The sequence below is a fragment of the Corynebacterium faecale genome (assembly GCF_030408735.1).
Classification (GTDB): domain Bacteria; phylum Actinomycetota; class Actinomycetes; order Mycobacteriales; family Mycobacteriaceae; genus Corynebacterium; species Corynebacterium faecale.
In genome coordinates, this window is the sequence record NZ_CP047205.1 from 1 (window position 1) to 26,780 (window position 26,780).

Here is a 26,780-nt window from a genome sequence, read left to right on the forward strand (position 1 = left end):
ATGAGTACCCCACATCATCACGGTGATCACACTGGACATGAACAGCACGACGATGCTGCCACCCACGGCCAGGCCATGCCCCAGGATCACCCCCACTCCGCAATCGACGAGCACCACGGGCATGGCGACCATGCCAGCCATGATCACGACGATGATCACCATGTCCACGGCCACGGTGACCACGCCGGCCACAGCGTTGCGATGTTCAGGGATAAATTCTGGTGGACGCTGATTCTGTCAGTGCCGGTCGTGTTCTTTAGCCCCATGTTCGCCGACATCATCGGTTATCAGATCCCGCAGTTTCCGGGTTCCACCTGGATCGCCCCGATACTGGGAACCATCATCTTCATCTTCGGTGGAGCCCCGTTCCTTAAAGGCGGAGTCGCCGAGCTGAAATCCCGCCAACCAGGCATGATGCTGCTGATCGCCATGGCCATCACCGTGGCATTCGTCGCGTCCTGGGTCACCACCTTAGGGATTGGCGGGTTCCACCTTGATTTCTGGTGGGAACTGGCGCTGCTGGTGACCATCATGTTGCTGGGCCATTGGATGGAAATGCGTGCCTTGGGCTCAGCCTCCTCAGCCCTGGACGCCCTGGCGGCTTTGCTTCCCGACGAAGCGGAGAAGATCGACGGCGATACCACCAGGACCGTCCCCATCGCCGAGCTGGCTGTGGGCGATCTTGTCCTGGTACGCGCTGGTGGTCGCGTGCCCGCGGATGGAACCGTGATTGACGGTTCCGCCGAGTTCGACGAAGCAATGATCACCGGCGAATCCCGCCCTGTGTTTCGTGATGTCGGCGCGCATGTGGTCGCCGGCACTGTGGCCACCGACAACTCCGTGCGTGTCCGCGTTGAGGCGGTCGGTACTGACACGGCACTGGCGGGGATCCAGCGTATGGTCGCTGATGCCCAGGAATCCTCCTCCCGCGCCCAGGCGCTGGCTGACCGGGCTGCGGCATTATTGTTCTGGTTCGCGCTGATCGCAGCACTGATCACCGCGGTGGTCTGGTCGATGGTCGGCAGCCCGGATGACGCCGTGATCCGGACCGTAACCGTGTTGGTCATCGCCTGCCCGCATGCGCTCGGGTTGGCCATCCCGCTGGTCATTGCCATCTCCACGGAACGCGCAGCCAAGTCCGGTGTTCTGATCAAGGACCGGATGGCGCTGGAGCGCATGCGCACCATTGATATCGTCCTCTTCGACAAGACAGGTACCTTGACCGAAGGTGCCCACGCTGTCACCGGCGTGGCACCTGCAACAGGTACCTCGGAAGGCCAGCTATTGGCTTTGGCTGCCGCAGCTGAGGCTGATAGCGAGCACCCCGTGGCCAGGGCCATCGTCGCGGCAGCCAACGAACATGAAGAAGCCTCCCGCCAGCCGATGCGCGCAACCGGTTTCACCGCGGCCAGTGGCCGCGGGGTCCGCGCGCTTGTCGACGGCGCAGATATCCTCGTCGGCGGACCCAATATGTTGCGAGAATTCAATCTCACCATCCCCGGCGAACTGAATGAGCAGATTGAATCCTGGGAACAGCGCGGTGCTGGTGTGCTCCACGTCGTCCGGGACGGACAGATCATCGGGGCACTCGCGGTCGAGGACAAGATCCGTCCCGAGTCCCGCGCCGCAGTGCAGGCGCTGCAGGCGCGAGGAGTGAAGGTTGCACTGATCACCGGTGATGCCCGTCAGGTTGCTAACGCCGTCGGCAGGGATCTGGGCATTGATGAGGTCTTCGCCGAGGTCCTTCCTCAGGACAAGGACACCAAGGTAGCGGAGCTGCAGGATCGTGGACTGCGTGTGGCGATGGTCGGTGACGGCGTCAATGACGCACCAGCCCTGGCCCGGGCTGAGGTCGGTATCGCTATCGGTGCCGGCACTGATGTGGCCATGGAATCTGCCGGGGTGGTGCTTGCCAGTGACGATCCCCGAGCAGTCCTGTCGATGATCGAACTTTCCAGGGCCAGCTACACCAAGATGATCCAGAACCTGATCTGGGCCTCTGGATATAACATCCTCGCCGTTCCTTTGGCTGCCGGGGTGCTCGCCCCGATTGGATTCGTGCTCTCTCCGGCAGTTGGCGCGATCCTGATGTCCGCATCGACCATTGTGGTTGCCTTAAACGCCCAGCTGCTGCGCCGGATCAATCTTGATCCTGCTCATCTGGCTCCCAGCAAGTAGAAGGAGGAGACCCTGTGGGTCGACATCCCCCTAATCAATAATGACCATCCTGGTCACTCGGCCCCCAGTTCTATCACTATTCCTTGAAAGGAACGATCATGAAACGCACCATCACCATTGCGGCCCTCGCATTGACGTCAACCCTTGTGCTGAGCGCTTGTAGCGACGATGCCAGCGACTCTGACAACGCTGATACTGTCAGCGCCACAGCGACATCTGCGGATAACGGTGAGACCCACGAGGACACCACCACTGCAGAAGACGGTGGGCATGACATGGATCATCCAGAAGACGGTGGTCCGGCACCAGAAGGTATCGTCGAAGCCGTCGATCCAACCTATCCAGTAGGGTCTGAGGTCATTCTCACGGCCGATCACATGCCGGGCATGGATGGTGCTCAGGCCACGATCTCCGGTGCTTTTGACACCACCACGTATTCGGTCAGTTACACCCCGGTTGGCGGTGGTGAACCGATCACCGACCACCGTTGGGTGGTCCATGAGGAACTGGTTGATCCAGGCCAGGCACCGCTGTCTGACGGAGCCGAAGTGGTCATCGATGCAGAACACATGTCGGGGATGAAGGGTGCTACCGCCACCATCGATTATTCGACGGATGAGACTGTCTACATGGTTGATCTGACCACCGACGACATGACCATGACTAATCATAAATGGGTCACCGAAAGCGAGATCGCCCCGGCAGAGTAAGACCCACCAACCGCAACCTCAGCACCCCGGGCTCCTCCACCATCTGGTTGAGGTCCCTGGGTGCTTACCTCTTTGGTTTCTGCCCTAGGACGAGTTAGTCCTCGTCCTGGGTGAGCACCTGTCGGGCCAGTCGGTAGGCGTGGTCGTTCCATCCCTGGCGGACGACGTCGCGGACGAGTCAGGAGCATCCCACCGGTGGTGGCTGCCCGTGACGGGGATGTTCCCTTGGTGGCGGCCGCTCTAGACGGCGTGGCGGATGTCCTCTGAGTGGGCAGAGACGGTACATCGTGGCCCGCTTGTCTGCCGGGTGAACCGGCCATAGCCATCAGGATGCGAAATGAGCCCCACACCAAATCCCGCACCGGTCATCGTCACCGGGGATGACCTGGTCTCATTGGTTGGAGCTTATCTTCGCGAAGCAGCTACGTACCGTGCCCAGAGTTACTCGGGTTGTGGTCGGTGATACTCGACTTGTGTACTACGAACCGCAGGACCAGACCCCCGCCAGTGGAGCGAAGGCGGAGTGGGTCCAGACCAGCTTGTTCCAGGGCGGATTCGAAGGCATCGGCCTCGATGAGGCGGTGCGGGGAGCCATCGACCCGGTGAAGCCAGCCCGCGACGCGCGAGGAGAGCAGGTCATATCCCACGAACAACCCGCCTGGGCGCAGGACCCGAGCCACCTCAGCCACCGCCTGCTCCCACTCGACCACGTGATGGAGCATGAGAAAGCTCACCACCATGTCGAAGGACTCGTCTGCAAAGGGCAGGGCAGTGGCATCAGCCTGACGTGCCTCAATGGGCAGTCCTGCGAGGGATCGCTGCGCGGCCTGGACCATGGCCGGATCGACGTCGGTCGTTGTGAGGTTCACCTGCCCGTGGGAGTGGATGATTGCTTCAGCCATCGCTCCGCTGCCACCGCCGATCTCCAGAACGCGTCCAGCGAGGGAGCAGTCCTGAGTCGCCCAGGGAATCATCCTCGGGGCCAGAAAATGCCACAGTGCACTGCGACAGAACAACGCTTCTGCGGTCGACATCCGGGGCATGGCTTCCTCCTATCTACGGGGCAGTCTGAGATCGGATCAGTTTCCCGGCGGTAATACCGAACCGCATTGGGCTGCTATGGCTCTACAAACATGCCACCGTGTCGCCGATGTTACCCGGCACAGCAGTCCGTATCGCCGCGCGAGCCAACGTTTCACCTGCTGGGAGTAGGGTGTGTCCGCCACGGTGAAGAAGCTGTCCGCAGTCTCCTGGGAGAACTGCGTAGAGACCTGGGAGGGTGCTGTTGCAAAGTTGGGGCAGTAGGAAAAGCGACGTGAAATAATCACAGCCATGGGTATCTTCTCCGGTCGTCATTTCCCTCGCGAGGTCATCCTGTGGGCGGTGCGGTGGTACTGCCGCTACGGGGTGAGCTGACCTGAGACCTGGAGGAAATGATGACTTCAGCCGGGGCGTGCCGGTCGATCACACCACGATTCTCACCGCTGGGTCCAGAAATACGCCCCTGAGCTGGACAAGCAAACACGGTGGTACCGGCAGGTACCTGACTGGCAGGCCCGGTCCTGGCGGGTGGATGAGACCTATATCCGGGTCGGCGGCAGGTGGTGCTACCTCTGATCTGGCGATCACCGCCGGTGGCCAGACCCTGGACTTTTACCTCTCTCCGAAGCGGAACGTGGCCGCAGCGAAGCGCTTCCTGGCTAAGACCCTGAGGTCGAATGCGTCAGCCGGGTATCCCAGAGTGATCAACACCGATAAAGCACCCTCCCTAGCCAGGGCAATCGCCGAGTTGAAGTCAGAGGGAATCTGCCCTCCTACGGTGGAACACCGGCAGGTGAAATACCTCAATAACGTGCTGGAAGGTGACCACGGTCGGCTGAAGCGGATCCTCGGGCCGAAAGGGGCGTTTAAGAACCGGACATCTGCATATCGGACGTTGAAAGGGATGGAGGCGATGCACTCGATCCACGGAAAGGTCAGGGGACGATGTTTGACCTCACGGGCAACCGAACCCGGACGCGGTGATCGTCAACCGGGTCTTCGAGACGGCCTAACAACGCCCACACGCAGCGGCCATCAGGGAATGAGAAACTGAGTCTTCGCTGCTCTCCGCCCAACTTTGCAACAACACCTTCTCGAGGGCGATCATGGCCGGTTGAAACGGATCCTGGGGCCGAAAGGGGCCTTCCAGAACTTAGACGTCTGCGTACCGGACGTTGAAAGGGATGGAAGCGATGCACTCGATTCACGGAAGGGCCAGGGACGATGTTTGACCTCACGGTCATCTGAATCCGGACGCGGTGATCGTTAGCCGAGTGTTCGAGACGGCCTAGGAACGCTGAGTCGCAGAGACCATGGGAAATGAACCCGGGCGTTTACGGCCCCTCCACCCAACTTTGCAACAGCACCCTTTAATCTGGGGGCGAGCGATTTGATCGGGTTTGTAGGGTTAATAAAAATTGCCCTCTTGATACACAAATACACAAATACACAAATACGCAAATACATGTGTATTTGTGTATTTGTAAATTAATCTTCATGCTCATTAAGGTATCTGACCACTGATTCCTCTACGATTTCTTTCATCGTACGATCTTCTTTAAATGCCTGGAGCTTCAACCGTCTGTGCACACTGGTAGTCATCCGGACATTGAACATAGTGCTTTCCTCAGCCTTGGAAGCGGCATTGGTATCGACAAACGCTTCAGCAATGGAACGACGTTGACGAGGCTTCCCTGGTCCGAGGCTGGACTTCTTGGCGGGCATTAGACGGACTCCAAAATTTCTTGTGCGACGTGATCATATCCCTCGAGGCGTTCTGGTACGGCACCCCAGGATGCGGTGACGGATTCGCGGAGGGGGATAGCAGCCCGGAACCTTGGGACTTCTTCCTCATCGAGGATGGCCAGGAGGAGGTCCAAGCTCTTCGTTCCAAGACGGGCAGAGGTGATCAAGACAGCGTGCGGGATTCCCTCGAGCGCGGGGAGGGTATCCCACACTCGTGATGTCTCGATGCCAGAGGAGCGGGTAGGGACCAGGACGAAGTCGGCGACGTTGATTGCGGCATCGATATTCTGCGGGTCACCGGGGGGAGTATCGAGGATGATGATCGTCTCTGGGTTGATGGACTTCACGTAGCGGTCGAGCCGCTTGGCGTTGGAGATCTCTACAGGGAAAGGGAGTGGGGTGTCCGCATCGGCGGCACGGTCTGCCCAGTCGGAAGCAGAGCCCTGGTGGTCCATGTCGATAACGACCACGTCTTTACCCATTTGGGCGAAGGCGGTTCCGAGGTAGATGGCGGAGGTCGTTTTACCCACACCACCTTTAACGTTCACGATTCCAATAATCATGAAAAACCTTTCCGTAGCGAGATACAGCGATACATGTGTATTTGTAAATCAAGATACAGGAATACTTGTGTATTTGTAAATCACTGCAGTTTGGAGATCTAGAGATAACTTTTTCAGGTTCAGTCGTTAATAGTGACTCATCTTCGATAAGACATCGCTGAGCTCATCTGGAAGAAGGATGATGCCGTCGGGCCCCGTTTTTAAGTGAAGACATATCTGTCTTGAGGAGTTTTTAGGGGCGCTGGCGCGTTAATGTCCCGTTAAACCCATCCAGAGGGCATACTAGAGGCACGAGAAAAAGTAGAAGACCCCGGGTGCAACCGGAGTCTTCTGGAGGTGTAAGTCAGATCGGCCAGGATCTTCTTACCCTCACCCGAACCGTACATTCGAGGTGAGCTGTATCAACAGCATAGCAAGAACCCGTGCCCACGCACCACAACTGGTGCGCGAGTGTCATCACGACACCCTACCGACCTATGTCCCCGTCACAGTCGGTGATCACGCACCCTCCCTGTGGTCAAACACCCAGCGCTACACGGACGAGAACACCTATCAGCGCGACCGGGATAGCTGGTTTGATGCCCATATCGTGGCCCACCAGAGCCGCGAACTCGTTGATACCGGGTGGTGCCACCATGATGCCGAGATCCTGCTCAATCACCTTGGTCGGGATGGCCTGCACTGCGCGAAGGACCGAGCAGGAATCACCAAAGCCTGGTCCAAGACCAAAGACAAACACGGCCACCGCACACCGCTGATCTGGCCCAAGGAACGGGTGCACCTGGCGGAATACATCCACTTCACCAACCCCACCTTTGCTGCAGTCATCGTCATCGATATCGATCATGTCGGAGCACCCGGAGGATTCCTCTCCGGACTCGATGGGTTTGTCGCAGACAAGGTCGAAAAACTCGCCCACCTTCGCCTAGGGCCAAACTGGATTGGGATCAACCCAGAATCGGGTAAATCCCAGATGATCTGGTACATCGACCCCGTCTACCGCACCCCAGGGGAAGTATCCAAACCCTGGAGCCTATTGGAGGCACTACATACGGAGCTACAGGCGTTTTTCGAGGCCGATAAGAACTTCTCGCATGGGTGGTCTCGTAATCCGATCTATTCCGGGGATAATCTAGGGGCATACCGTTGGTACGCCCAACACCATGAGGTGTTTCATATGCGCCTGTTATCCACAGGTCTATGGATGCTGAAAGGAGACACCGTGGCCACCATGGAAGACAAAGGTGTGGCAGATCGACGCCATACCCAACGTTTTTCCAGCGGACGTGAACTCATCAACGCCGCCAGAGCTAATACCGAGCGTGCTCGTCAAGCCATGCAAGCCAGGGAAGTCCTCGCCGGCTTAGAAGACGATGATCTCGCCAAAGCTTTTGAGGCCTCTGACCCGGATGTGATCGATGGAGTGCGCGTGGTGTGGCAGTCACCTGGCAGGGCTCAGCGTGATGTTACCGCGTTTCAGCACGCCTTGAAGACTGCTGGTCGGTTGAACCGGGCGGGGAAGAAGATGACCGATGATGCGATCATTGATGCCTACCGGGAGGCCTACGAGGTGGCGCATTCAGTCGGTGCGGATGATCGCCCGCGGGAGGAACCCCCGATGCGGGATCTGCGTTCTCTAGCGCGTCGTGTGCGCGGCTATGTGGCGAGTGATAAGCGTGTGGAGCATGCGGTGGTGAAGGAGAATCCGACAGATACCCGTATGCGACCGCAGGAACGTAAGGCGTTAGCGACGCTGGGTCGGCGTGGAGGGAAGAAAGCCGCGGAGCGGTGGAAAGACCCAGAAAGCGACTATGCCCAGCAAGCTATGAAGCCGGTATTGCAAGTACAAAAGCGTAAAAGACTACAAGGGGCAGAAAGTCGCTCTCGCGTATTAGCGGCTTACTTAGAAGGATATAAGCAGTCTGAAACTCCTCCTACGCGTCGGATGATTATAGAAGAGACAGGTTTATCTCGGGCCACGGTTACCCGACATTTAGCCACCCTGCGTGGTTTAGGAATGCTTCCGGAGTAGAGGGGGCTCATACTCTAAGCAATAGAACGGTGCCCCTTGGTTGTACTACTCCTAGGGGTTTGTTTTCTTTTTATCGGTGGGAGAGAAAGTGTTTCTGATTCACTGTCTATAGATGAGTACTTAAATCTATTGGTAGCTTGCTAGCTCGATGAGTTAGGCGCTGTGCCCCAAAGGACTTAGTGCTGAAGTAGCTCGTTGAGAGAACCATAGAGAGAAGAAGTAGTCGTGAGTGAACCTGTTGCTGTTGGTGAGTTTTATGTTGATCCTGCTGATTCGGAGGTGCCACCGTGGTCGCGGTTAACAGCAACCGTGCTTCACACCATGACTGACGGGGAGATCTGGCGTCGTAGAGACATCCTGTCAGCTGCGCGGAAGCACGCGAAGGTATCTGAAGCCGGGATGACGGAAGTGTTGAACTCAGGGGCTCTTCGTATTGATAACCGGTTAAGTTGGGCCGTCCAACACTTATCCAAGGCCAGACTCATTGAAGCTGTGTCCCGGGGCCAGTACCGCATCACGGACGCTGGTCGCAGGTGGCTTGAGGAGCACCCGGACGGCATGATCTACAGCGACGCTAACGCATTCTTCAGCCCCTACTGGCCTAAGCCAGCACCCACAGCAGAGGCAGCAGAAGAAGCTGCAGATAGCCCTTCGGTAGAAGTACCTAGTTTGCAGAATTCTGACGAGGTGATGGACACCGCGGAACAAGCTAACCGCCACCGGGTCGGGGCAGAACTCCTTGCCGCACTGCGTGAGGTGGATCCGGAGTTCTTCGAGCGCGTGGTCATCGATGTGCTTTTGGCGATGGGGTATGGAGGAGCGCACGGTAAAGGTTCTGCTATTGGTCGCAGTCACGATGGGGGCATCGATGGAATCATCGATGAAGACGCCTTAGGGTTAGACAAGATTTATGTGCAAGCTAAGCGCTATGCCAAGGGCAATAACGTCGGTCAGCCAGAGATCCAAGCTTTTGTCGGTGCGATGCATGGTCGGGCCGCGCACAAGGGTGTCTTTTTCACCACGAGTGCTTTTACCTTGTCCGCGCGGTCCTATGCTGCTGGGATCCCCACGCGTGTGGTGTTGATCGATGGCCCACGACTCGTTGATCTGATGATGCGGTATCGAGTAGGGGTTCAAGCGCAGCGGACCTATGTCACCCTCGAGCTTGACCAAGATTACTTTGAGTAAACCCCGTCACCACTTCCCGGTGGGTCCGCGCGCCTCGAGTTCGAAACGCGTGCAGGCGAAGGACACTTGATTACGAGCACATCGCGAGCAGACTCGCTAGTTCTCAGTGTGGGTCACGATGATGTCGAGGGTGTCGCAACCTAAGATCGCTGCGGCTAACTCAGTGAGCATTTCTTCTGTCGGTGACACCGGGAGCCGTTCAAGCAGTTGACGGGTTATCTCCGCGGTGTCAGCGCCGATGAAGATCTCATCCCAGGTATCTACAATAATCGCCACACCTTGTTAGACTTCCTGAACCTCTTCGAGGTTCCCATGAGCCCAAAGAAACCTCACCGCGAGGGTCACGTTCGTGATCCTCGCGATCTCACTTGATCAGGGTCTCCTGATCAAGTGAGAAAACCAAAGACACACAAAGAGATCTTTGGTACATTGGCAGTAAACTTGCAAAATTTGTACCCCGTCTGAGCTGGGCAAACGCGTATAAGAGGAGGTCACAGCGGTGCTGACGATCGGCAAGATGCACGCGGAGTCTGTGGCTTATTATGAGTCCACGGTTGATACTTTTGTAGCTAAAAGTGGGCCGGATGGGTATTACTCGGAGGATGGTCGGCGACCTGCTACCGCCTGGGTGGTGAGCCCAAGCCCGCGGTTGGAGGCGTCGGTATCGGCGTTTTTGGGTGTGGAATCGGGTGATGTTGTTGATGGGAAACAGGTCACGAAGTGGTTTAATTCAGCACAAGCTCCGAGTGGTAAATCATTAGGTCGGAGGCCGGGGAGGAGTGGGGTTCCGGGGTTTGATTTAACATTTTGTGCACCGAAAAGTGTGTCGTTGGTGTGGGGTTTCGGCGATTCAAGCATGAAAAAGATCGTTGATGAGGCGCACGCGCAGGCGGTATCAGCGGCGTTAAGTTACCTTTCGCAGCATGCTGGCTACACCCGAAAGGCATCGGAGCATGATCCGAACGAGATGATTCTTGCTCGGGTTTCTGGCTTATCGGGGGTGAAGTATGAGCATAAAACCTCTCGTGCGGGGGATCCTCATGTGCATTCTCATGTGTTGTTGAGTAATCGTCAGTTGTGCCCGGATGGGAAAAGTCGCACGCTGGATTCGAAGTCTGTGTATCACGAGGCGCGTGCAGCAGGCATGTTGTATCAGTCTGTGCTGCGCTCGACGTTGAGTGAAAAGTTGGGTGTGCAGTGGGCTGAAGTGAGCAATGGGTGCGCTGAAATCGCAGGCCTAGATGCCCCGGAAGTCATTGAGGCGTATTCGACTCGGATGCGAGAAATTAATAACTGGAAGCATGAGAATGGTGCTGATTTTGCTGGTGCCTCGCGGATGGGGCAGGCAATTACCCGTCGAGTGAAAGACACAGAGACCCCGATGGAGGAGCTGCATGCGCGGTGGATGGCGCATTCTGTGGGCATGAAAGTCTCTGACACGGTCGCGTCTTTTGCTCAGAAAAGTGCTACGGAATCGGCTCCTCGTGAGGTGACACTGCCCAGCCCAGCAGCGGTGATTAATGCGGTGATTGAGGAACGCTCGACGTTTACGCGCGCTGATTTGGTGGAGAAAACCGCCGAGCTTATGCCCGTCGGCATCGCTCCAGAAGCCATTGTGGGTCAGGTGGAAGCCCTGGTTGATCAGATTATCGCAACGGAATTGGCGTGGTCGGTTAACCCGGATATGGCTCGTAGTCACAGCCTCAAAGCGCGGGAAGGATCGCAGCGGTTTACTGCGGAAGCTGTGGTGGAGGAAGTCAATGACGGCATTGATCTGGCCACAGCGCGGGTGAATCGGGGAGTGGATGCGTCGTCTATTAGGCCGATTAAGGACACGTTGTCGGTGGATCAGGCGCGTGCTATGCGCGCAGTGGTGGCATCATGCTACCGGGCATCGGTGGTGGTAGCACCAGCCGGAGCAGGTAAAACCTCCTCACTCAAGGCTGCTCGCCGGGCCTGGGAACGCGCGGGTAAAACCGTCGTTGGCCTGGCACCCACGGGCAAGGCTGCGGATGTGATGGTGCGAGAAGACGTTGCCCACACCTCTGCCACCATCGCCAAAGCCTTGGTCGGAACCCGGGAAATGACCCCGGAACAGATCGCTTTGAAACTTGGGTGGGATGCCTCAACAGTGGTGGTCGTTGATGAAGCCGGCATGGTGGCCACCCCAGACATGGTGACACTGCTACAAGTTACCGCTGCTGCGGATGCCAGGATTGTGTTCGTTGGTGATCCCCACCAGTATGCGGCAGTGAAAGCTCGCTCTGGGATGCTGGCGACCTTAGCCTATGAACTACCTGATGCAGTGGAGTTGACGGAGGTGTTTAGGCAAAAGCATGCCGGGGAACGTTTGGCGTCGCAGTTGCTGCGTAACGGTGACGAAACCGACTCTGCCCGTGCCGCCCAATGGTACGCCGATAACAACCGTCTGCATGCAGGATCCTCCACGGCGATGCTCATGGACGCCCTCACCAGTTGGGCCAAAGACAAGGATAAAGGCCTGGAGTCGTTGTTGGTGGCTAGTACCCGGGAGGATGTGGATCTGCTTAACCGCTTGGCCCAGCAAGTCTGCGGGGATACCGGGGCTATTAACCCACTGGGTCATCATGTCCGGCTTTCTGGTGGCCACCAGGGATTTATCGGCGATGTCATCCTTAGCAAGCGCAATAACTATGATCTGCTGACTGATGCTGGGGATATTGTCCGCAATGGCCAACGCTGGATCATCGACCACGTGCATGAGGACGGCAGTATGACTGCTCGGCGTATGGATGACACTCACGCTATAGCTCATCTACCCGCTGACTACGTTAAGGATCATGTGCAGTTAGGATATGCCTCCACTGGGCATGCTGCCCAAGGTGCGACCGTTGATACCTGCCATGTTGTCGCAGGTATCGGCCAGGTTGATCGGGCAGGAGTCTATGTGCCACTGACGCGTGGACGCTATGAAAACCACCTGTATTTGATGGACACCAGAGCAGGTGACCCTGATACCGGGCACGGATCCCTGCTGGTGGAAGAACGCCGGGAAACAACGGAGTATGCCCGTGACCTGCTGATCAATGCTGCGAAACGCGACCGGGCAGATATCACGCCACAACAACTGTGGCGGGATGCCAGGGCTGATTTTGAGCTCGCGAAACTCTCCAGCAACCTGGTGGTGGGTGAAGACCCTTATGCCGGCACCCACATGGCGGCCGTTATGACCAAGCGTCAGAGCATGCGTCGTACACGGTTGGAGGAGTTTTACCAGGCCACCCGGGAGCAGCGAGCAGCCAAGAAAAATAAGCCTGCACAGGCCCTGACACCTGAGGAGATTGTTGAGGCGTCCTTGAAGGATCGCCCCCTGGCGGATATCCCCGGCTGGTTGTTAGAGCAGATGGTGGACGCCCCTCACACGGTGGTGGAGACTTATCAGGCCACAGAACAGACCTATCACATGCTGGTAGACAAAGCCCAGCAGGCAGAAGAAGCGAAACAGCACCTCCCTGATGTGGTGGCCACCCTGGAAGACCTACAGGCGAAGAAGCACCAGGTGGAGCAGGAGTTTACGGCGGCACGAGCAGAATTGGAGACGGAACGCTCCAAGCCTGGATTGGTGAAGCTGGTGCGGGGTGGAAAGTTGAAGGATGCTCAGTCCCAGGTGGATGACCTGCGTGAGCAGCTTGTTCACACTACCCGTGAGGTGGAGACCGTCTCGACGCAACTGCGTGATTATCAGGAGGTTCTCGCAGCAGCTCCCACGGCAGAGCAGGTAAGTGAGCAGGAAAACAAGCTCGCTCATTACCGCCGCGCTGCCAACGCCTTAGACAATCCTGCGGCGGTGGCCACGGAAGATCAGTGGCGCAGCCACGCCACGTGGGAGGTCCTACGGGCAGATAGGACACGCCGCGACCCGAACGAACAACCTGGCATGAAAGAAGTATTAAGGGTTGCCGGGGGAGATAAGGATCTGTCCACCATGCTCAACAACCTCCACGCATCGACACCGATAAGTCCCAGGCCCCCAGTTCAGCGCCCCTCTGGGCTGGAGCGGGATCGAGGTTATGGCCTATGACAGCTAAGAACAGTGATGGGCTCAATGATGCGGCACGGTCCTATCTTGAGGCTGTTTCTCGCCGGCTTCACCAGGAATATGAAGAGCAATTCCGCCAAGTACAACGCCGCAGCGAGGCCCAAGAAGAGCTGTGGAAACTAGTAGATCAATTAGAAGAAATCTCTATTAAGGCAGCACAGCATATGGAGGTGTTGCAGGAGCAGGGGATGGAGTTGCCGGAGATCGCCAAGCTGATGTGCGTACCTCGTGGTGTGGCCCGGATGTTTCTCGAGATCGCCGAGAACAGTAAAAACTAGCTGGCATGGCTGGCTACCGCCACCGTGCCCCGACACCTTGCCAGGGCCGGTGCGTGGGTGCTAGCGGGTGCTGGGGACGTTGGCGAGGTAGGCGGCAATCGCGCGTTCTAGCACGTCATGGGCGGTTTCTCTGCGCTGATCAAGCAGGCGGTGGAACAAGTCTGCTTGTTCTGCGGTCACGGAGGTAGAAATGGTGACGTTGGGTCGCCCGTCTGGTGAGTGGCGGGATATTTCTGAATTATCTGCTTCTAAGTAGTCCACCAGTCCTGCAGTAGCGCGTTCCATGATTCGGGTCATGGTGGTATCACGCATAAACGCCTGGTATTTCAGGCGTTTATGCAGGTGCTCGGGGAGGTTGATGGTCATGCGAGCCGACGGGGTTGCCATGGAGATCCTTGGGTGAGTTATATGACTGCATAGTCATATAATGAGTTGTATTGTCTGTAGATTCATAGTCTACATAATCCCATTGTGGATGAGTGACTCCAGACAAGAAAATACTTATGCAACTTGGTGACCGTCTCCGAGAGGCCCGTAAGCAGGCGAAACTCTCCCAGGAGGAAGTCGCGCATCTTTCCGGATTGCACCGGACCTATATCAGCCTGGTGGAGCGCGGGGGTCGCAATATCAGTGTGCTGAACTTGCTCTCTATCACGGGAGTGTTAGGGATAGACGCGGGCGATATCATCAACGGTTTAACTCGCGAACCTAGGATTAAGCCATAAGTTTAAAATTAATGTGGTCAAGTCCGACGGAGTGGTGTTTCTGCCTTTCGTTGAAACAAGCAGTGTGATGGCGTCAGGGACCGGCACGTGCTTGGTGCTGTGACTGGTTCATGCGACCTCCTTGGTGGTGGTGTCGGCGTCGATGATGCTGGCGGTGATCATTGCTTTGGTCTGTTCCAGACTGGTCAGTGACATGTAGCGGTTTTGCTGAATCCAGTCATCATGTTGTTCTGCCAACACAGCACCAACAAGGCGCACGACTGCATCACGGTTAGGGAAGATTCCAACAACATCTGTGCGCCGGCGGATTTCACGATTAAGCCGTTCAGTGGGGTTATTCGACCAGACTTTCTTCCACACCGACTTCGGGGTATTGGTAAACGCCAATAGTTCGTCGAGGGCTTCTTCCAGGTAGTCGGCCACGTGTGGGAACTTCTGCTCACAAAATGCCACGACCTCTTTGGCTTGGGACCACACCGATTCCGAGTCTGGTTGTTGGAATATCGTGTGAAACATCGCCGATAGCGTCGGCCATTGAGTCTTGGGGACCATGGCTGAGAGGTTCTTGGCGAAATGGGTACGGCATCGTTGCCAGGACGCATTCGGTAAGACATCACTAATCGCATGCTGGATACCTAAGTGAGCATCACTGGTAACGAGGTAAACCTCGTTGAGTCCGCGGGCTTTAAGGTCTCTAAAGAACCCGGTCCAGGATGCTACTGATTCCGAGGTAGCAACCTGCATGCCTAGTAGCTCGCGGTAGCCTTCAGCATTAACCCCGGTAGCAAGGAGTACGGAGGTTTTAACCACTCGTCCGCCTTCACGGACTTTCATGGTCAACGCGTCACATGAGACATACAAGTATGGGCCGGTATCTAGTGGCCTGGTGCGGAAGTCTTCGACCATTCCGTCGAGGTCTTTGGCCATCTCAGATACCTGGGATTTTGAGAGATTATTGATACCTAGACTGGCGACAAGATCGTTCATCCTGCGAGTGGATACGCCCTTTAAATAGCAGGTAGCAATTACGGTAGTTAGTGCGCGTTCAGCCCGGGTTCGTCGTTCAAGTAGCCAGTTTGGGAAGAATGATCCAGTGCGTAATTTGGGAACAGCCACATCAATCGTGCCCACGCGGGTATCAAGGTCACGGTGGCGATAGCCGTTGCGGACGTTAGTACGAGACTCAGAGGAGGTGGCGTATTCAGCGCCGCAGACTTGGTCTGCTTGGGTCGAGAGGATTTGGTTGATAAATCCTTGAAGCATCTCGCGCATCAGATCAGGAGAGGCTTGAGCGAGCAATTCGTCTAAGTAGGAAGACGGGTCTATAGAATAAGGACCAGCGGCCATCGTGGTTATCCCTTTCGAGGAAGTGTGGTTATGGAATCGAAAGGTACTACGGTGGTCGCCTCATGCATTCATCAGGCCCTCACCGATAGTCACAGATACACCACGCTAACGGACGCAACCATTAATGTTTGATGGTCAAAATTATTTTTGATGTGTTTTTTCAGCTGTGGCTGAAGTCATAGCTGCGTCATGACGGCTGCGTAGGTAGTCTGAATTTTCATACAAAAGCTCCACCATCTGTGATATAAGTTTCACATTTTTATCGATGCGCCATGTTGCATATACAGGAGCAGAACGGATATCACCTGTCTGAGATGCTATCGGCAGCCAGCGATAATCTGAGAGCCATTTACCAGCAAATTCTCCATCTACTTCAGCATCAAACTGTGCAGCAGCATCGGAGGAAAGAATAGGAATACCTACGTCTTTATGAGCTAGTGAGACCAATACTTTACTCTCGTAAGTCTGGCGAAAAGGGTTGATCGCAACTGCCTCTACATTTGACAAAGAATTGAGAAGAGCTCTAGACCGGGTTCCCTCCGGGGATACTAGAAGGCGTTCTCCCTCCAGGTCAGATAAGTAAACTACCTGTCTGCCATGAGTATGCTCTTTTTTTATGAGAGCAGTTAAAAATGAATCATACAGATGTCGAGCTCTGATATGAGTGGTCTCATTACCTTCTTTTCTTGCTTCCTGAAGGTTCACCTCATGACCAATGATCAAATCATATTTCCCCGAAAAGAGCTGATGGACCGCGCGGACAATAAAACTATTGCGTTCACGGCCCTCTTCTCCTAACACCCGAGCACGGATTTCTTCTACATCATTCCCAGGGGACAGCTTGTCAAGAGCAGGGGCTACAAAACCTGTGTGCTGAGGAAGGTGGAGTACGGCGACCTGGGATTTCGATCTATCGGATAGTTTTTGTGCGAGGGATAGGAACTGCATAAGTTCCCCCCGAATTCGTTCGCCGTGCTCAGTTAATGACCAGCGTTTACTGGTTTTGCTATATTCCACTACCACTCCACCAGTGATCTCAGCTAGTTTCTCTACTCTATTTATTGTCGTTCGAGGGTCGGTGAAACCCAAGAGGTCCCCTACCGACGAAGCACTATGTCCATTAGAAAGCAGTAACACGGTCTCAACAATTTCAGGAGTAAGGCGATGTGCTGCTGTAGTAACTGATTGATTTAATCGACCGTTTTTAGATGGCATTAATATACCCCTAATTTAGATGTTATTCACCACCAATTTTATCCTGCTTTTACGACTAAAGCACTTCTTCTATACCTGCAATTTGAATGTTTAAACTTCATTGAAATCGCTGCTATTTTTTTTCTTTTAAAGGGGGATATTGTTAGAGGGAGCGCTATCCTGCTCGCCCTAATCTAGGAGGTCAAGATGTTCACCCCACACAGTCTTCGCTCACTCCGAACCACCTCAGTGGTACTGACCCTATTTATTCTGATCGGTTTCATGTTCCCCGCTCCGTCCGCAAATGCGCAAAATCAACATATTTGGACAAACTGTGGTGACTACACGTGTACTACATATTTTTCGAAGAAGGGCACTCAAGCTGTTGCTGAGTATCTCAACTCGACCGCAGGTGCAGTTGGAACTGGGGCTGAGTCTGCGGTGTGCTTTTCCATAATGAGCCCTCTCTTGGAGAACAAGCAGATGTTGCCAGCATTTGGTGTCGAGGTAGGGTGTGAAGCCCTCTTTGATAAATACGGAGTATCTGCGTGGAAAAAAGCGGCTCAAAGGGCGGTCGACCGCGGAGGTTGCCTGCAGGCAGAAAAGAAGAAGAATGGTTTCATCTATAAACCGGGATCCACTACACATCCGCGGTATTGTAAGTCGTAATCTACTTTTGTAGCTTCTAATGCTCGCTTTCTACACTTGTAGAAAGCGAGCATTAGTCATTGGAATTCTGTATCAGAGGTAGCGTCATTCTCCTTCAACTTGGGTATCGGTCGCATCCTGGATATTTGCTCTTATAGGCGTCAACCGCTCCACCCTCTATCAGGCACTTGATCATCAAGGCAATACGTGAATATTAAGTTTGAAGGCTTTGGAACTTTCAATTCTGTAACTTAAGTCCCTATGACAGATGTTGTTCTAGTTTCGCTAATCACCGGCAGCTTTACGTTGCTGGCCGGGCCTGCAGCGACACTTGCAAAAGGATGGTGGGATGACCGAAACATCCGCATTGATACCAAACGGGCAGAAGACCGCGATCAATTGCAAGTAATCCGCAGCCTCTTATTGACTTTGAATAAGGAACGCCGTCGATGGGTAGAAGTGGCTCAGTTTTCACACCAAGAAGAAAAACAGCGTGAGTATGCCTCCGACCCCCAGCTCTTTCGGGCCACGCAGGCGCTGCGTAGAAACTCTGAGGAAGCATTTGCTGACAGCTCGTTCCAACTGTTTCACCCAGAGTTACGGGATTCTTTTGATACGTTTCGCACTGAGTGGGATGAATTAACCGTGCGCTTGCTCAACCATCCTCTGCCGTGGCATAAGGGCATCGAGCGGACAGTTGGAATTTCGTTAATTGTTGAGCAAGTCGACATTCAGAACTCTATGGACGCGTTTGCTCGCCGTGCCCAAGAAATTCTGATCGATGACCCAAAAACAAGTTCGTTCTCGAGCATAAAGCGGAGGAAACCGCGTAGGGGCTGGGTCTCGACTACGCGGCCATGGGTAGATTCGAAAGTGGATTCAAAAAAGACAGACACACCCTAGATGGGTATCCTGCTTCTCAGGTGTACTCTGCATATAAAGACTAAGTCTCAACATTATAGAAATTTTGATAATAGTGTATACATCACTAGCTGTATTATCCCGGTAGGTTAGAAATGACCTGGTCTGGACAGTACAGCTAGGAGACCGGTAGGGGAAAGTGCTGAATTCAACTCGCGGCACTTATATATTGGCCAAAGCCCTGTAGAGGGTAGCTCGACTGACACCAAGATCGTGAGCAATAGCCACCTTCGATTCCCCTGCCTCTATACGGGTGCGGGCTTGTTCTACTTGCTCAGGGGTTAAGGCGCGTTTACGGCCCTTGTACTTACCGGCCTTTTTCGCCAGCGCGATCCCTTCTGCCTGGCGCTCGCGGATAATGGCACGTTCGAACTCCGCGAATGAACCCAGGATGCCGAGCATGAGGGTGGCGCGTGGGTCGGTGGAGTCTTTCGAGAACACGAGGTTCTCCTTGATGAAATGCACCGATGCTCCCTTGGCGGTGATCTGGTCAATAGTCGTGCGTAAATCCACCAAGGACCTGGCTAACCGGTCGATGGAGGCGACGTAGAGTTCGTCATGATCACGTAAATAATCAATGCAGCGTTCTAGTCCTGGCCGGCCAGCTCTAGATTTGGCGGAGACTTCATCAATGAATTCTTTGTCTACTGCCCCGATCATGTCGCGTTGACGGGCAAGGTTTTGATCTGTGCTGGAGACCCGGATATAGGAAAACCGCTGCCCACGAGGTGGCGCCGCTGGTGGGAGCGGAGGTGCGGAACTCTCCGCCACCGCTGCTGATTGGGCCATAGGGTGCTTATCGGTTGACCCTCCCGACTTCTGCTCATCGCTCTTGGCCTTTTCTTCTTCCACCTCGGGGACGTTACTTCCCTGGTCGGCGGTGTCTTTTTCTGCCCAGGAAGGAATTATCCAGCCAGCGCTGGCTCCGCCGTCGAACAGGATGGAGGAGGTGAGAATATCTTGTACATTTGTCCAGGTGTTCTCCCCGAGGTAGACCTTGGCTTTGGTGATGTGTTTATAGACACGGTGAACACGCAATCGGGCACGTGGTTCGCCAAAGCTACCTATATAGGTGGCGTGCTGAGGGTTCCTAGAGTGCTGGGCGAAACGCTGGCCATCATCAAATAAGACAGTGTCGGTGGGAACTTGCTGATCGTTGGCCTCCCAGGAGCGCCCGTAATCGGTCGAGCGTTTAATCCGGGTGTTATTTTTACCCTTATGGACGATCTGCACTTTATCTATGGGGCGACCGCACTCATCGAGCAGTGTTCCAATCCTGGCCATATCCCACCTTATGTTTCAATAGAGTCTAAAATTCTATTGCGAAGTGTATCATAATTCGTGTTTGTGACTTGGTGAGACAGGGAATATCGGAATCTACCTTGTGTCTCATTAGGGTATACCCCAGTGATCGGCAGGGAATGGTGCTGATGATCAAGTGAACCTTTTATGCTCCTTCGGTGTGGTAGCTATAGTGCATGTCAAATATGGGCGAAATACTCCCGCCGAATCAGCCTCGGCCGACGGTGATTGTTTATCAGAATGCGGATTTTGTCTCAGGGCTTCTTCAAGAGCTCTATCAAATTGGAATCCTGGAAACTGCAGAGACGGATTTCACCTCGATCGCCGCAGAGAGTAGTGGATCATCGGGTAAGGGGCGCGGGTCTATAGGGGGAGTGTTCAGTTTCCTCTTTGGAAAAAGCGAGATGAGGGCAGAGGGGGAATATGTTCAGGAGCAGGCGAAGAACGACGAGAATGCAGTAGAAAATCGTAAGAAATTTGTTTACTCTCAAGCCTTTTACATGGACCGGGTGCGAGCTGCCCTCCGGGGGAGGAGGCAGGTCCGCGTTATCGATTCTGTGGAAGAGGCAGAATCGATCAAAATTGGTGATTTCATTGAGTTTGACGCCTCATTTGCTGCCAACGAAGCCAATGCCATCCTTGATATCCTTACTCCTCAACTGACTGCTGCGATCACTCGGTACCTCCGCAAGATGGAGGGGTTGAAGGAGATAAGGAGGGTTTCGGAGAGTCTGGAGGATATTGGGGAAGCCATCTCCGTAGAAAAAATCAATTCGATCAAAGCGATTCATGAGGCAGAAGCAGAAAATCAGGCTGCGTTAGCTGAAGCGGTGACTGCAGCGATTCGGACGGACTTCCGAAGCGACAAAACTAAGGAGTTCTACGCCACTATCGGCGAGGAAAGTAAAAAGTTTACCGCGGTCACTGTCTGTGAAGCGGAGCACTTTGTCTCGAGTGATTCGGACCGTTTGCTTGACGGTCGATTTACCGTACTGGCAAAAGTCATTACTGAGGCTCGGGAAGATGCTCCCATACTGGCCAAAAATAAACTCCTGCATCGACTAAAAATCGAAGCGGTGGAGGATGCTTTGTCTCCCCTGGCTGACGACGCTGAAGCGCAGCGATACGTGAATCTGGATCTTGCGGCCAAAATTGAGGGTGTCTCTATCACCGTATTGCCTATAGCTATCTACATCTGAGGGAGCCCAGACAGGGGCAGTGTCGGCGGTGTGATGGGTCGCTTTCACAGGGAAAGTGTTCTTAAAAACTCTCTGGGATCAGTGGCTTGGTCTCTTTCGACCCGTCGATACCTTCTCCAAAGCGCGGTACAGCGTGGAGCGCGCCACCCCTAATCTTCGCGCAACCTCGGACACACTTTCTCCGGATGCCAGAGCCCTTTGTGCCTCATTTATCTGATCTGGGCTCAGCTTAGGCTTCGGTCCGGCGACGCGTCCTTCCGACCGCGCGCGTTCGACCCCCCTCTTGGTTTGCTGCCTGAAGAGATTTTTCTCCCACTGGGCCAATGACTCCATAACACGCAGCACCACTTTGTCTTCCGGGTGACTTGTGTCAAAGGCTGGATCGAGAACCTGGAGATTGATGTTTCTGATCGAGAGATCGGCAATCGAGGTTACTATCTCCTGCAAATTCCTCCCCAACCGGTCCAAACGCGTCACTACCAGCGTGTCACCGGTGTTCATCAGCGACAAGGTGGTATCCAGTCCTAGACGTTGCCCGTTTGTCCTGGAAATCATGTCAGAGTAGCAGCGATTGGCATCGCAACCGGCAGCGATCAACGCTTTGTGCTGCTTCTGAATCGACTCGCTCTGGTGAGAAGAAGACACACGTACATAGCCGAACTTCATGACTGCAGAATTCCTACTCGGTCTCGAGCTCTGTCGCCTCAGCCCCAAGAAACACATGGTGGATACCACCCTGCTCTAGGTCCGCAACGAAACTGCGGCGTAGCTCATCGAGCCCTATGTAATAATCGCGAAATGATGCTGAAATTTCCGCAGCACGTGCGGAATCGTCAATCCAGGGAATCTCGATCTCTAGGTATCGTTTCCCAACATCTTCGCGGTTTGTCTGCATCAAGACGATACGGTTCCACTGTTGACGCACCACCGTAAGGGAGAGCGCCCATAACAGGTAGAAATTGTCTACAGGTGCTTGTTCTGTTGCTCGGAGGACCAGCATCTCTTTCGTCAGGACGATACGCTCCTGACCCGGCATCAGCACAGCGAATTCACCGATGTTCTTCGAGGCACGAATCGGTGTGATCAGATCAAACGGTATCAGACCCGATGTCTCACCCCGCCAGAATTTATGAGCGATGACCTCTGAGACAAGGTTGGTCGGATTAATGTTAATTTGACCTGCTCTGACGTCAGACACCTTGATGTAAGGGATGTCACCTCGACGCTTGTCTGCCGACGGGGAGCCATGGCCGGCCCGGGTGAAGAGCAGGCCTTCTTCGACCAACGAACCGATGGTTCGTTGTGAGAAGCCCGAGAACTCTGGCTTCTCCAGTAGTTCCTCCACTTCCTTGGTATAGCGGGTGTCATAGTACCGCGGGGCACCGATGCTGAGATCCGACTCTGGTACCCAACGCCCGGTGCTAGCAGCCTGCTCATCAAGTAGGGCGTAGACATCTTCGATGAGTTTGTCGTCAATCGTTGTGGTGCGCTCTCCAGTAGCAGGGTCAACGGTGTAGAGCGTATTTCCGTCTTTGTTGATCCCGCAGGTGTCGGCGAAGGAGATGAAAACTTCGCCATCCTTGAACCACTTTGGTTTGTGCGGCATCGGTTAGTCCTTCTTTTCGAGCACGTAGAGATTAGTTTTAGCGCGGCAGAATCCCTGGAAAGCTTCCATCGGGATGTTGAACTCCCCTCGGCGGATGAACCGCTCATCCATCCACTCCCAGAAATATGTGTAGGAGGGGGAGAAGAAGTAAGTTTCAGGAAGGATAATTGCGAGTCGTCCTCCTGCCTTCAAGAGCCGATAGGCGCGCTCCAGGAACACGAGGCCAATCTCGATATCTTTGTAGGTCTTCCCTTTGCCGGAAGCCAGAGAGATCGAATACTTATTTGCTTCGCAATCTCTTGCCGTGATCTTCAAGTTTTCGCCAAAAGGTGGGTTTGTCATCACTACAGTGAAGGTCTCATCTCTCATTGCCGCAGGCATATGGGGATAATCCTTGACCCACCGGTCTTCACGTAGTGAGTCACCGATATGGACATGAGCTGACCCGTCGCCCATCACCATCATCATCGCGCGGGTTAGCTTGACGTTGATCGAATCCTTGTCGACTCCGTAGACATTGCGGTGAGCCCAGGTCCGGAGACGAGCTTCATTACTTACCGTCGAGCTCATTTGACGAAAAGCTTCTACTAGGAATCCTCCGGTGCCGCACGCAGGGTCAATGATTTTGTCGGCAGGCTGAAGGTCCATCAGTTTGACCGCAGAACGAATAATTCTCGCAGGAGTATAATATTGGCCTTCACCAGCTTTCAGGTTTGCCCGACGAAAGACCTGGAAAGCAGAGGAAACCGCCTCAGCCTTCATCTCAAGAAGGTTCCATCCCGACCAAGCGAACACCACCTCCTTGATGGTGTGATCGTCGAGCATCAACGCTGTGCCATGCTCATCCCGGAAGACCTCCTCGCGCTGAGTGACCATCTGATCAAACTCAGATCTGATGTGGGCTGCAGTAGCACCCTCATCGCTTCGCAGCTGAAAAGCTACTGGGTGGGCGGGTCTAAGTGAAGCATTAGTGTCTGATTCCAGCTTGAGCAACAGCAGGTTACAGAGCTGATCCAAGTGCATCTCGGACCTCGTAGCTACAGAGTCTCGTGCTACGACGACATCGAGCAGCGCTTCAAAGGATGCCTTGAGTTCTTGTTCACTGGGCTCTACCAGGTCGTTAAACGTGATCGCCTTGGTCGTTGCCAGCTCAAAATCATCATCGGGGCTCGGCAGAACGACCTCTTTATGGAGCACCGTTTTGAAGGTTCCGTCGGGCAACTTGTAAAGCATGGCTGAGGAAGTCCCGTTGGTCCAGACACCAAATCGGGCTCGAGGCTCACGTAGGAGATAAATTTCCAGCTGTGAAAGGCCCGTATTTTGGTCAGGTGCCTTGAACTCAAAGATGCCCAGGACGTTCTGCCAGTCGTTTGCCTGATCTGTGTCCTGAAAAAGGACCAAATCTACAGGCCAACCGTCGAAGCTGCGCCCATTCTCACGTTTCTGCGACTCGCTCGGCGATTTTGGTACACGCCACTCAGGCTGCCACTGAAGTTGAGACTTCGACCACCCCGCTACCTCAAGGGCCGCAACAATGGGCAGTCGCACCTCCGTATGCTCAGGTCCGCTCAAGGCCATGGTTTCTTCGCCCTCTCAATCGTGCGTCATCCGAGATCAGTTGGACTCGGAAGGCCTAGCTGCGTGCTAGACCGTGAGTAGAGGAGACCCTGGCGGTGTCTCATAATCCCTGTCCGAAGTTCGTACTATAATCTACGGGACCCCCGTGACCACAATCGATAAGGGTGTAGAAGTTGCTAAGCCTGGATCCACCGACGTTGAGGGCGGCGCGGTCTGGCTTGCGGTGAGCGGTCGTGGGCGGTTTCGAGCGTGTTGGATCGGCCGGTCTGTCCGGCTTCTCCACTGAAGGTTCCTGGTCGTTGGGACGATTTCTGCTTCGGTCAGGTGGCCGCTGCGGGGGCGCGGAAGAGCTTTCGGTAGAGCGTCTTCCAGGCGTTTTCCCATGGCCACCCGGCTGGTAGGTGCAGGTGCAGTCGTCGAGCGGAGCTGGCGATCCGGGCCGGGACGGTGATGAGTTTGCGGCGGATCGTGACGGTCGTCGCCCGAGCCAGGGCGTGGGTCTCGGTCAGGGTGGCGGCGGCGCGGGTGAGGTTGAACGCCATCACCGCGCAGGCCAGCCAGACGGCGTTGGCATTGAAATTCCCGGAGGGAAGGTGCGCCAGTGCCGAGTTCTTCAGATCAGCGTGGACGTTCTCGATGATCGCGTGCCGGCGATGAATCCGGTCCGCGGCCACGGTGTCGGTGTGGTCTGGGTCGCTGGTGGTGAAGAAGGCGTGGAACCGCCACGTATCGAACAACGCATCTTGACCTTGACCTTGTCGCGGGTTGAGGTCAGGTATGCGGCGCACCACCAAGCGTCCGGGCACCTGATCGCCTGCACCTTTGGAGGAGAAAGCGGTGAACGGGATCTCGGCGACCTCGGCTCGAGAAGTCCAAGTCCCGGTGACCTCGTCGTAGATGGCGTCGGTGTACTTGATCGCGGTCCACGCAGACTCATCGATGGAGGCGATGGCCCTTTTGACGGTGGGGAACATCCGCACCGTGATCGACACGTCCGCACCGGTGGTCAGGGCTGCGTGAACCAGGGTGTGGGAGTAGAACGCCGAATCGGCACGCAATAGAACTGGCCGTCCGGCCAGCGCGGAGCGCCGCACCAACGCCAACGCATCGGTGGCCAGGCGGGCCGCACCGCGAGGCGAGGCCGCGTTGCCTTTGCGCAGGCGTTGGGCCGCGATGACCGGGGCGATCTGGTCAGTGGAGACCGTCGCCAGGAACGCATTCAAGCCGCGAACACCGGAGTAGCCAAACGCAGCGCCCTGCTTGGCGTATCCGTGCACTTCGATGATGGTGTCATCCAGATCGACCATCACCGTGCCCGTATCGTCGGCCCCACCGAGCAAGCCGGTGCTCTGGCCCAGTCCGAGCAGGAACCGGGAGGCCACCGCGTCGACCTGGCGAACGTGCCCGAACGTGAACGAGCGCAGGAATGACCCCAAAGTCGAGGGGGCGTAACCGCCGGAAAAGAGCTTGCCCATCCCGCCGTGGCGCAACAGAGCCATGTCGTCGATGCTGTCAGCACCGGCGACCATGCCCGCCACCAGCGAGGACAGTTTCAATCCCGGATTGGCGCCCTTGTCACCGGGCACAGTCAGACGTTCGTCGGCCAGTTCGCCAAGGCCGGCTTGCCGGGCCAGCGCCATCACCGGGACCAGACCCGCGGACGACACGAGATTGGGCTCGTCAAACGTCGCCGAAGATACGGGACAGGTGTGAGATAGTTGCATCTGCGAGATGCCCTTCTTGAACGGAAAATGCGGACCTTAAGCAAGTCGCATCTTTCCAGTTCAGAAGGGCATTTCCGCGTTCCCGCGCCTACTCACGCAACCTCAGCATCGGTGGATCGAGGCTAAGCATTCGCCGGTGCTGTTGCAAAGTTGGGGCAGTAGGAAGACCGGCATGAAATAATCAGGGCCATGGGCATCTTCTCCGGTCGTCATTTCCCCCGTGAAATCATCCTGTGGGCGGTGCGGTGGTACTGCCGCTACGGGGTGAGCTACCGCGACCTCGAAGAGATGATGACCGAGCGGGGCGTGCCGGTCGATCACACCACGATCTACCGCTGGGTCCAGAAATATGCTCCTCAAGCTGGACAAGCAGACCCGATGGTACCGACAAGTTCCTGACTGGCAGGCCAGGTCCTGGCGGGTGGACGAGACCTATATCCGGGTCGGCGGGACGTGGTGCTACCTCTATCGGGCGATCACCGCCGGTGGCCAGACCCTGGACTTCTACCTCTCCCCGAAGAGAAACGTCGCGGCGGCGAAGCGTTTCCTGGCGAAGACGCTGCGGTCGAATAAATCGGCAGGTTATCCGCGGGTGATCAGCACCGACAAGGCTCCCTCACTCGCCAGGGCAATCTCTGAGCTGAAGGCGGAAGGCGTCTGCCCATCGACGGTAGAGCATCGTCGGGTGAAATACCTCAACAACGGGTGCTGTTGCAAAGTTG

At 55.4% G+C, this 26,780-nt stretch carries 21 protein-coding genes and 3 pseudogenes; 12 read left to right on the forward strand and 12 right to left on the reverse strand.

What is annotated here, in order from left to right:
• Together CFAEC_RS13485 and CFAEC_RS13490 are read left to right on the forward strand one after the other, a co-directional pair.
• The gene (locus CFAEC_RS13485; protein WP_191734567.1) at nt 1-2,178 is read left to right on the forward strand and encodes a heavy metal translocating P-type ATPase; all 2,178 of its coding nucleotides are present in this window, start codon (nt 1-3) and stop codon (nt 2,176-2,178) included.
• A gap of 98 nt (nt 2,179-2,276) precedes the next feature.
• On the forward strand, nt 2,277-2,888 hold the full coding sequence (locus CFAEC_RS13490; protein WP_290280086.1) for a YdhK family protein: 612 nt from the start codon (nt 2,277-2,279) through the stop codon (nt 2,886-2,888).
• Between the two features lie 422 nt (nt 2,889-3,310).
• Here the strand turns inward: CFAEC_RS13490 and CFAEC_RS13495 are convergent, their stop codons facing one another.
• Nucleotides 3,311-3,922 carry a class I SAM-dependent methyltransferase gene (locus CFAEC_RS13495; protein ID WP_198028689.1) on the reverse strand — a complete coding sequence of 204 codons (612 nt, stop codon included), beginning with the start codon at nt 3,920-3,922 and terminating at the stop codon, nt 3,311-3,313.
• Between the two features lie 298 nt (nt 3,923-4,220).
• On the opposite strand from CFAEC_RS13495, the pseudogene CFAEC_RS13500 reads away from it, so the two are divergent.
• Together CFAEC_RS13500 and CFAEC_RS14335 are read left to right on the forward strand one after the other, a co-directional pair.
• Nucleotides 4,221-4,942: pseudogene (locus tag CFAEC_RS13500) on the forward strand (IS6 family transposase).
• A 74-nt stretch (nt 4,943-5,016) separates the two neighbouring features.
• Nucleotides 5,017-5,221: pseudogene (locus CFAEC_RS14335) on the forward strand (IS6 family transposase); the annotation flags it as partial.
• Between the two features lie 196 nt (nt 5,222-5,417).
• On the opposite strand, the gene CFAEC_RS13505 reads toward CFAEC_RS14335, so the two are convergent.
• Nucleotides 5,418-5,654, reverse strand: a complete 237-nt coding sequence (locus tag CFAEC_RS13505) for a hypothetical protein (RefSeq protein ID WP_290280089.1) — start codon at nt 5,652-5,654, stop codon at nt 5,418-5,420.
• Complete coding sequence (locus CFAEC_RS13510) at nt 5,654-6,238, reverse strand: ParA family protein (protein ID WP_290280091.1); 585 nt, start codon at nt 6,236-6,238, stop codon at nt 5,654-5,656. The genes CFAEC_RS13505 and CFAEC_RS13510 overlap by 1 nt, the downstream gene beginning before the upstream one ends.
• A 391-nt stretch (nt 6,239-6,629) precedes the next feature.
• On the opposite strand from CFAEC_RS13510, the gene CFAEC_RS13515 reads away from it, so the two are divergent.
• Both CFAEC_RS13515 and CFAEC_RS13520 read left to right on the forward strand, forming a co-directional pair.
• The gene (locus CFAEC_RS13515) at nt 6,630-8,270 is read left to right on the forward strand and encodes a replication initiation protein (protein ID WP_290280093.1); all 1,641 of its coding nucleotides are present in this window, start codon (nt 6,630-6,632) and stop codon (nt 8,268-8,270) included.
• A gap of 225 nt (nt 8,271-8,495) precedes the next feature.
• Nucleotides 8,496-9,458: a restriction endonuclease gene (locus CFAEC_RS13520; protein WP_290280095.1), complete on the forward strand. Its 963-nt coding sequence runs from the start codon at nt 8,496-8,498 to the stop codon at nt 9,456-9,458.
• 96 nt (nt 9,459-9,554) lie between these two features.
• On the opposite strand, the gene CFAEC_RS13525 is transcribed toward CFAEC_RS13520, so the two are convergent.
• Nucleotides 9,555-9,734: a hypothetical protein gene (locus CFAEC_RS13525; protein WP_290280097.1), complete on the reverse strand. Its 180-nt coding sequence runs from the start codon at nt 9,732-9,734 to the stop codon at nt 9,555-9,557.
• A gap of 223 nt (nt 9,735-9,957) precedes the next feature.
• Here CFAEC_RS13525 and mobF point away from each other — a divergent pair, with 223 nt between their 5' ends.
• A complete protein-coding gene (gene mobF, locus CFAEC_RS13530; protein ID WP_290280098.1) occupies nt 9,958-13,518 on the forward strand; it encodes a MobF family relaxase in 3,561 nt (1,186 codons plus the stop codon).
• Nucleotides 13,515-13,814 carry an arginyl-tRNA synthetase gene (locus tag CFAEC_RS13535; protein WP_290280100.1) on the forward strand — a complete coding sequence of 100 codons (300 nt, stop codon included), beginning with the start codon at nt 13,515-13,517 and terminating at the stop codon, nt 13,812-13,814. Before mobF ends, CFAEC_RS13535 begins: the two co-directional genes overlap by 4 nt.
• Nucleotides 13,815-13,874: 60 nt before the next feature.
• On the opposite strand, the gene CFAEC_RS13540 is transcribed toward CFAEC_RS13535, so the two are convergent.
• A complete protein-coding gene (locus CFAEC_RS13540; protein ID WP_290280101.1) occupies nt 13,875-14,201 on the reverse strand; it encodes a hypothetical protein in 327 nt (108 codons plus the stop codon).
• A gap of 116 nt (nt 14,202-14,317) precedes the next feature.
• Between CFAEC_RS13540 and CFAEC_RS13545 the strand changes: the two genes are divergently transcribed.
• Entirely contained in the window at nt 14,318-14,539 is a 222-nt protein-coding gene (locus CFAEC_RS13545; protein ID WP_290280199.1) for a helix-turn-helix domain-containing protein, read from the forward strand.
• A 108-nt stretch (nt 14,540-14,647) separates the two neighbouring features.
• On the opposite strand, the gene CFAEC_RS13550 is transcribed toward CFAEC_RS13545, so the two are convergent.
• Complete coding sequence (locus CFAEC_RS13550) at nt 14,648-15,886, reverse strand: IS256 family transposase (RefSeq protein ID WP_168939886.1); 1,239 nt, start codon at nt 15,884-15,886, stop codon at nt 14,648-14,650.
• 141 nt (nt 15,887-16,027) lie between these two features.
• Nucleotides 16,028-17,101: a LysR substrate-binding domain-containing protein gene (locus tag CFAEC_RS13555; RefSeq protein ID WP_290280106.1), complete on the reverse strand. Its 1,074-nt coding sequence runs from the start codon at nt 17,099-17,101 to the stop codon at nt 16,028-16,030.
• 888 nt (nt 17,102-17,989) lie between these two features.
• Here CFAEC_RS13555 and CFAEC_RS13560 point away from each other — a divergent pair.
• On the forward strand, nt 17,990-18,631 hold the full coding sequence (locus tag CFAEC_RS13560; RefSeq protein WP_290280107.1) for a hypothetical protein: 642 nt from the start codon (nt 17,990-17,992) through the stop codon (nt 18,629-18,631).
• A 180-nt stretch (nt 18,632-18,811) separates the two neighbouring features.
• On the opposite strand, the gene CFAEC_RS13565 is transcribed toward CFAEC_RS13560, so the two are convergent.
• A complete protein-coding gene (locus CFAEC_RS13565; protein ID WP_290280110.1) occupies nt 18,812-19,933 on the reverse strand; it encodes a recombinase family protein in 1,122 nt (373 codons plus the stop codon).
• Nucleotides 19,934-20,136: 203 nt separating this feature from the next.
• On the opposite strand from CFAEC_RS13565, the gene CFAEC_RS13570 reads away from it, so the two are divergent.
• Complete coding sequence (locus tag CFAEC_RS13570; protein WP_290280112.1) at nt 20,137-21,150, forward strand: DUF6414 family protein; 1,014 nt, start codon at nt 20,137-20,139, stop codon at nt 21,148-21,150.
• Between the two features lie 78 nt (nt 21,151-21,228).
• On the opposite strand, the gene CFAEC_RS13575 is transcribed toward CFAEC_RS13570, so the two are convergent.
• The 4 genes from CFAEC_RS13575 to CFAEC_RS13590 form a co-directional block, all read right to left on the reverse strand.
• Nucleotides 21,229-21,816, reverse strand: coding sequence for a recombinase family protein (locus CFAEC_RS13575; RefSeq protein WP_290280114.1), 588 nt, complete (start codon nt 21,814-21,816; stop codon nt 21,229-21,231).
• Nucleotides 21,817-21,829: 13 nt separating this feature from the next.
• Nucleotides 21,830-22,756, reverse strand: a complete 927-nt coding sequence (locus CFAEC_RS13580; protein ID WP_290280117.1) for a hypothetical protein — start codon at nt 22,754-22,756, stop codon at nt 21,830-21,832.
• A gap of 3 nt (nt 22,757-22,759) precedes the next feature.
• Nucleotides 22,760-24,334: an HsdM family class I SAM-dependent methyltransferase gene (locus tag CFAEC_RS13585; RefSeq protein WP_290280119.1), complete on the reverse strand. Its 1,575-nt coding sequence runs from the start codon at nt 24,332-24,334 to the stop codon at nt 22,760-22,762.
• Between the two features lie 320 nt (nt 24,335-24,654).
• The gene (locus CFAEC_RS13590) at nt 24,655-26,058 is read right to left on the reverse strand and encodes an IS1380 family transposase (protein ID WP_290280121.1); all 1,404 of its coding nucleotides are present in this window, start codon (nt 26,056-26,058) and stop codon (nt 24,655-24,657) included.
• Nucleotides 26,059-26,247: 189 nt separating this feature from the next.
• Between CFAEC_RS13590 and CFAEC_RS13595 the strand changes: the two are divergent.
• Nucleotides 26,248-26,761: pseudogene (locus tag CFAEC_RS13595) on the forward strand (IS6 family transposase); the annotation flags it as partial.
• Nucleotides 26,762-26,780: the final 19 nt, after the last annotated feature.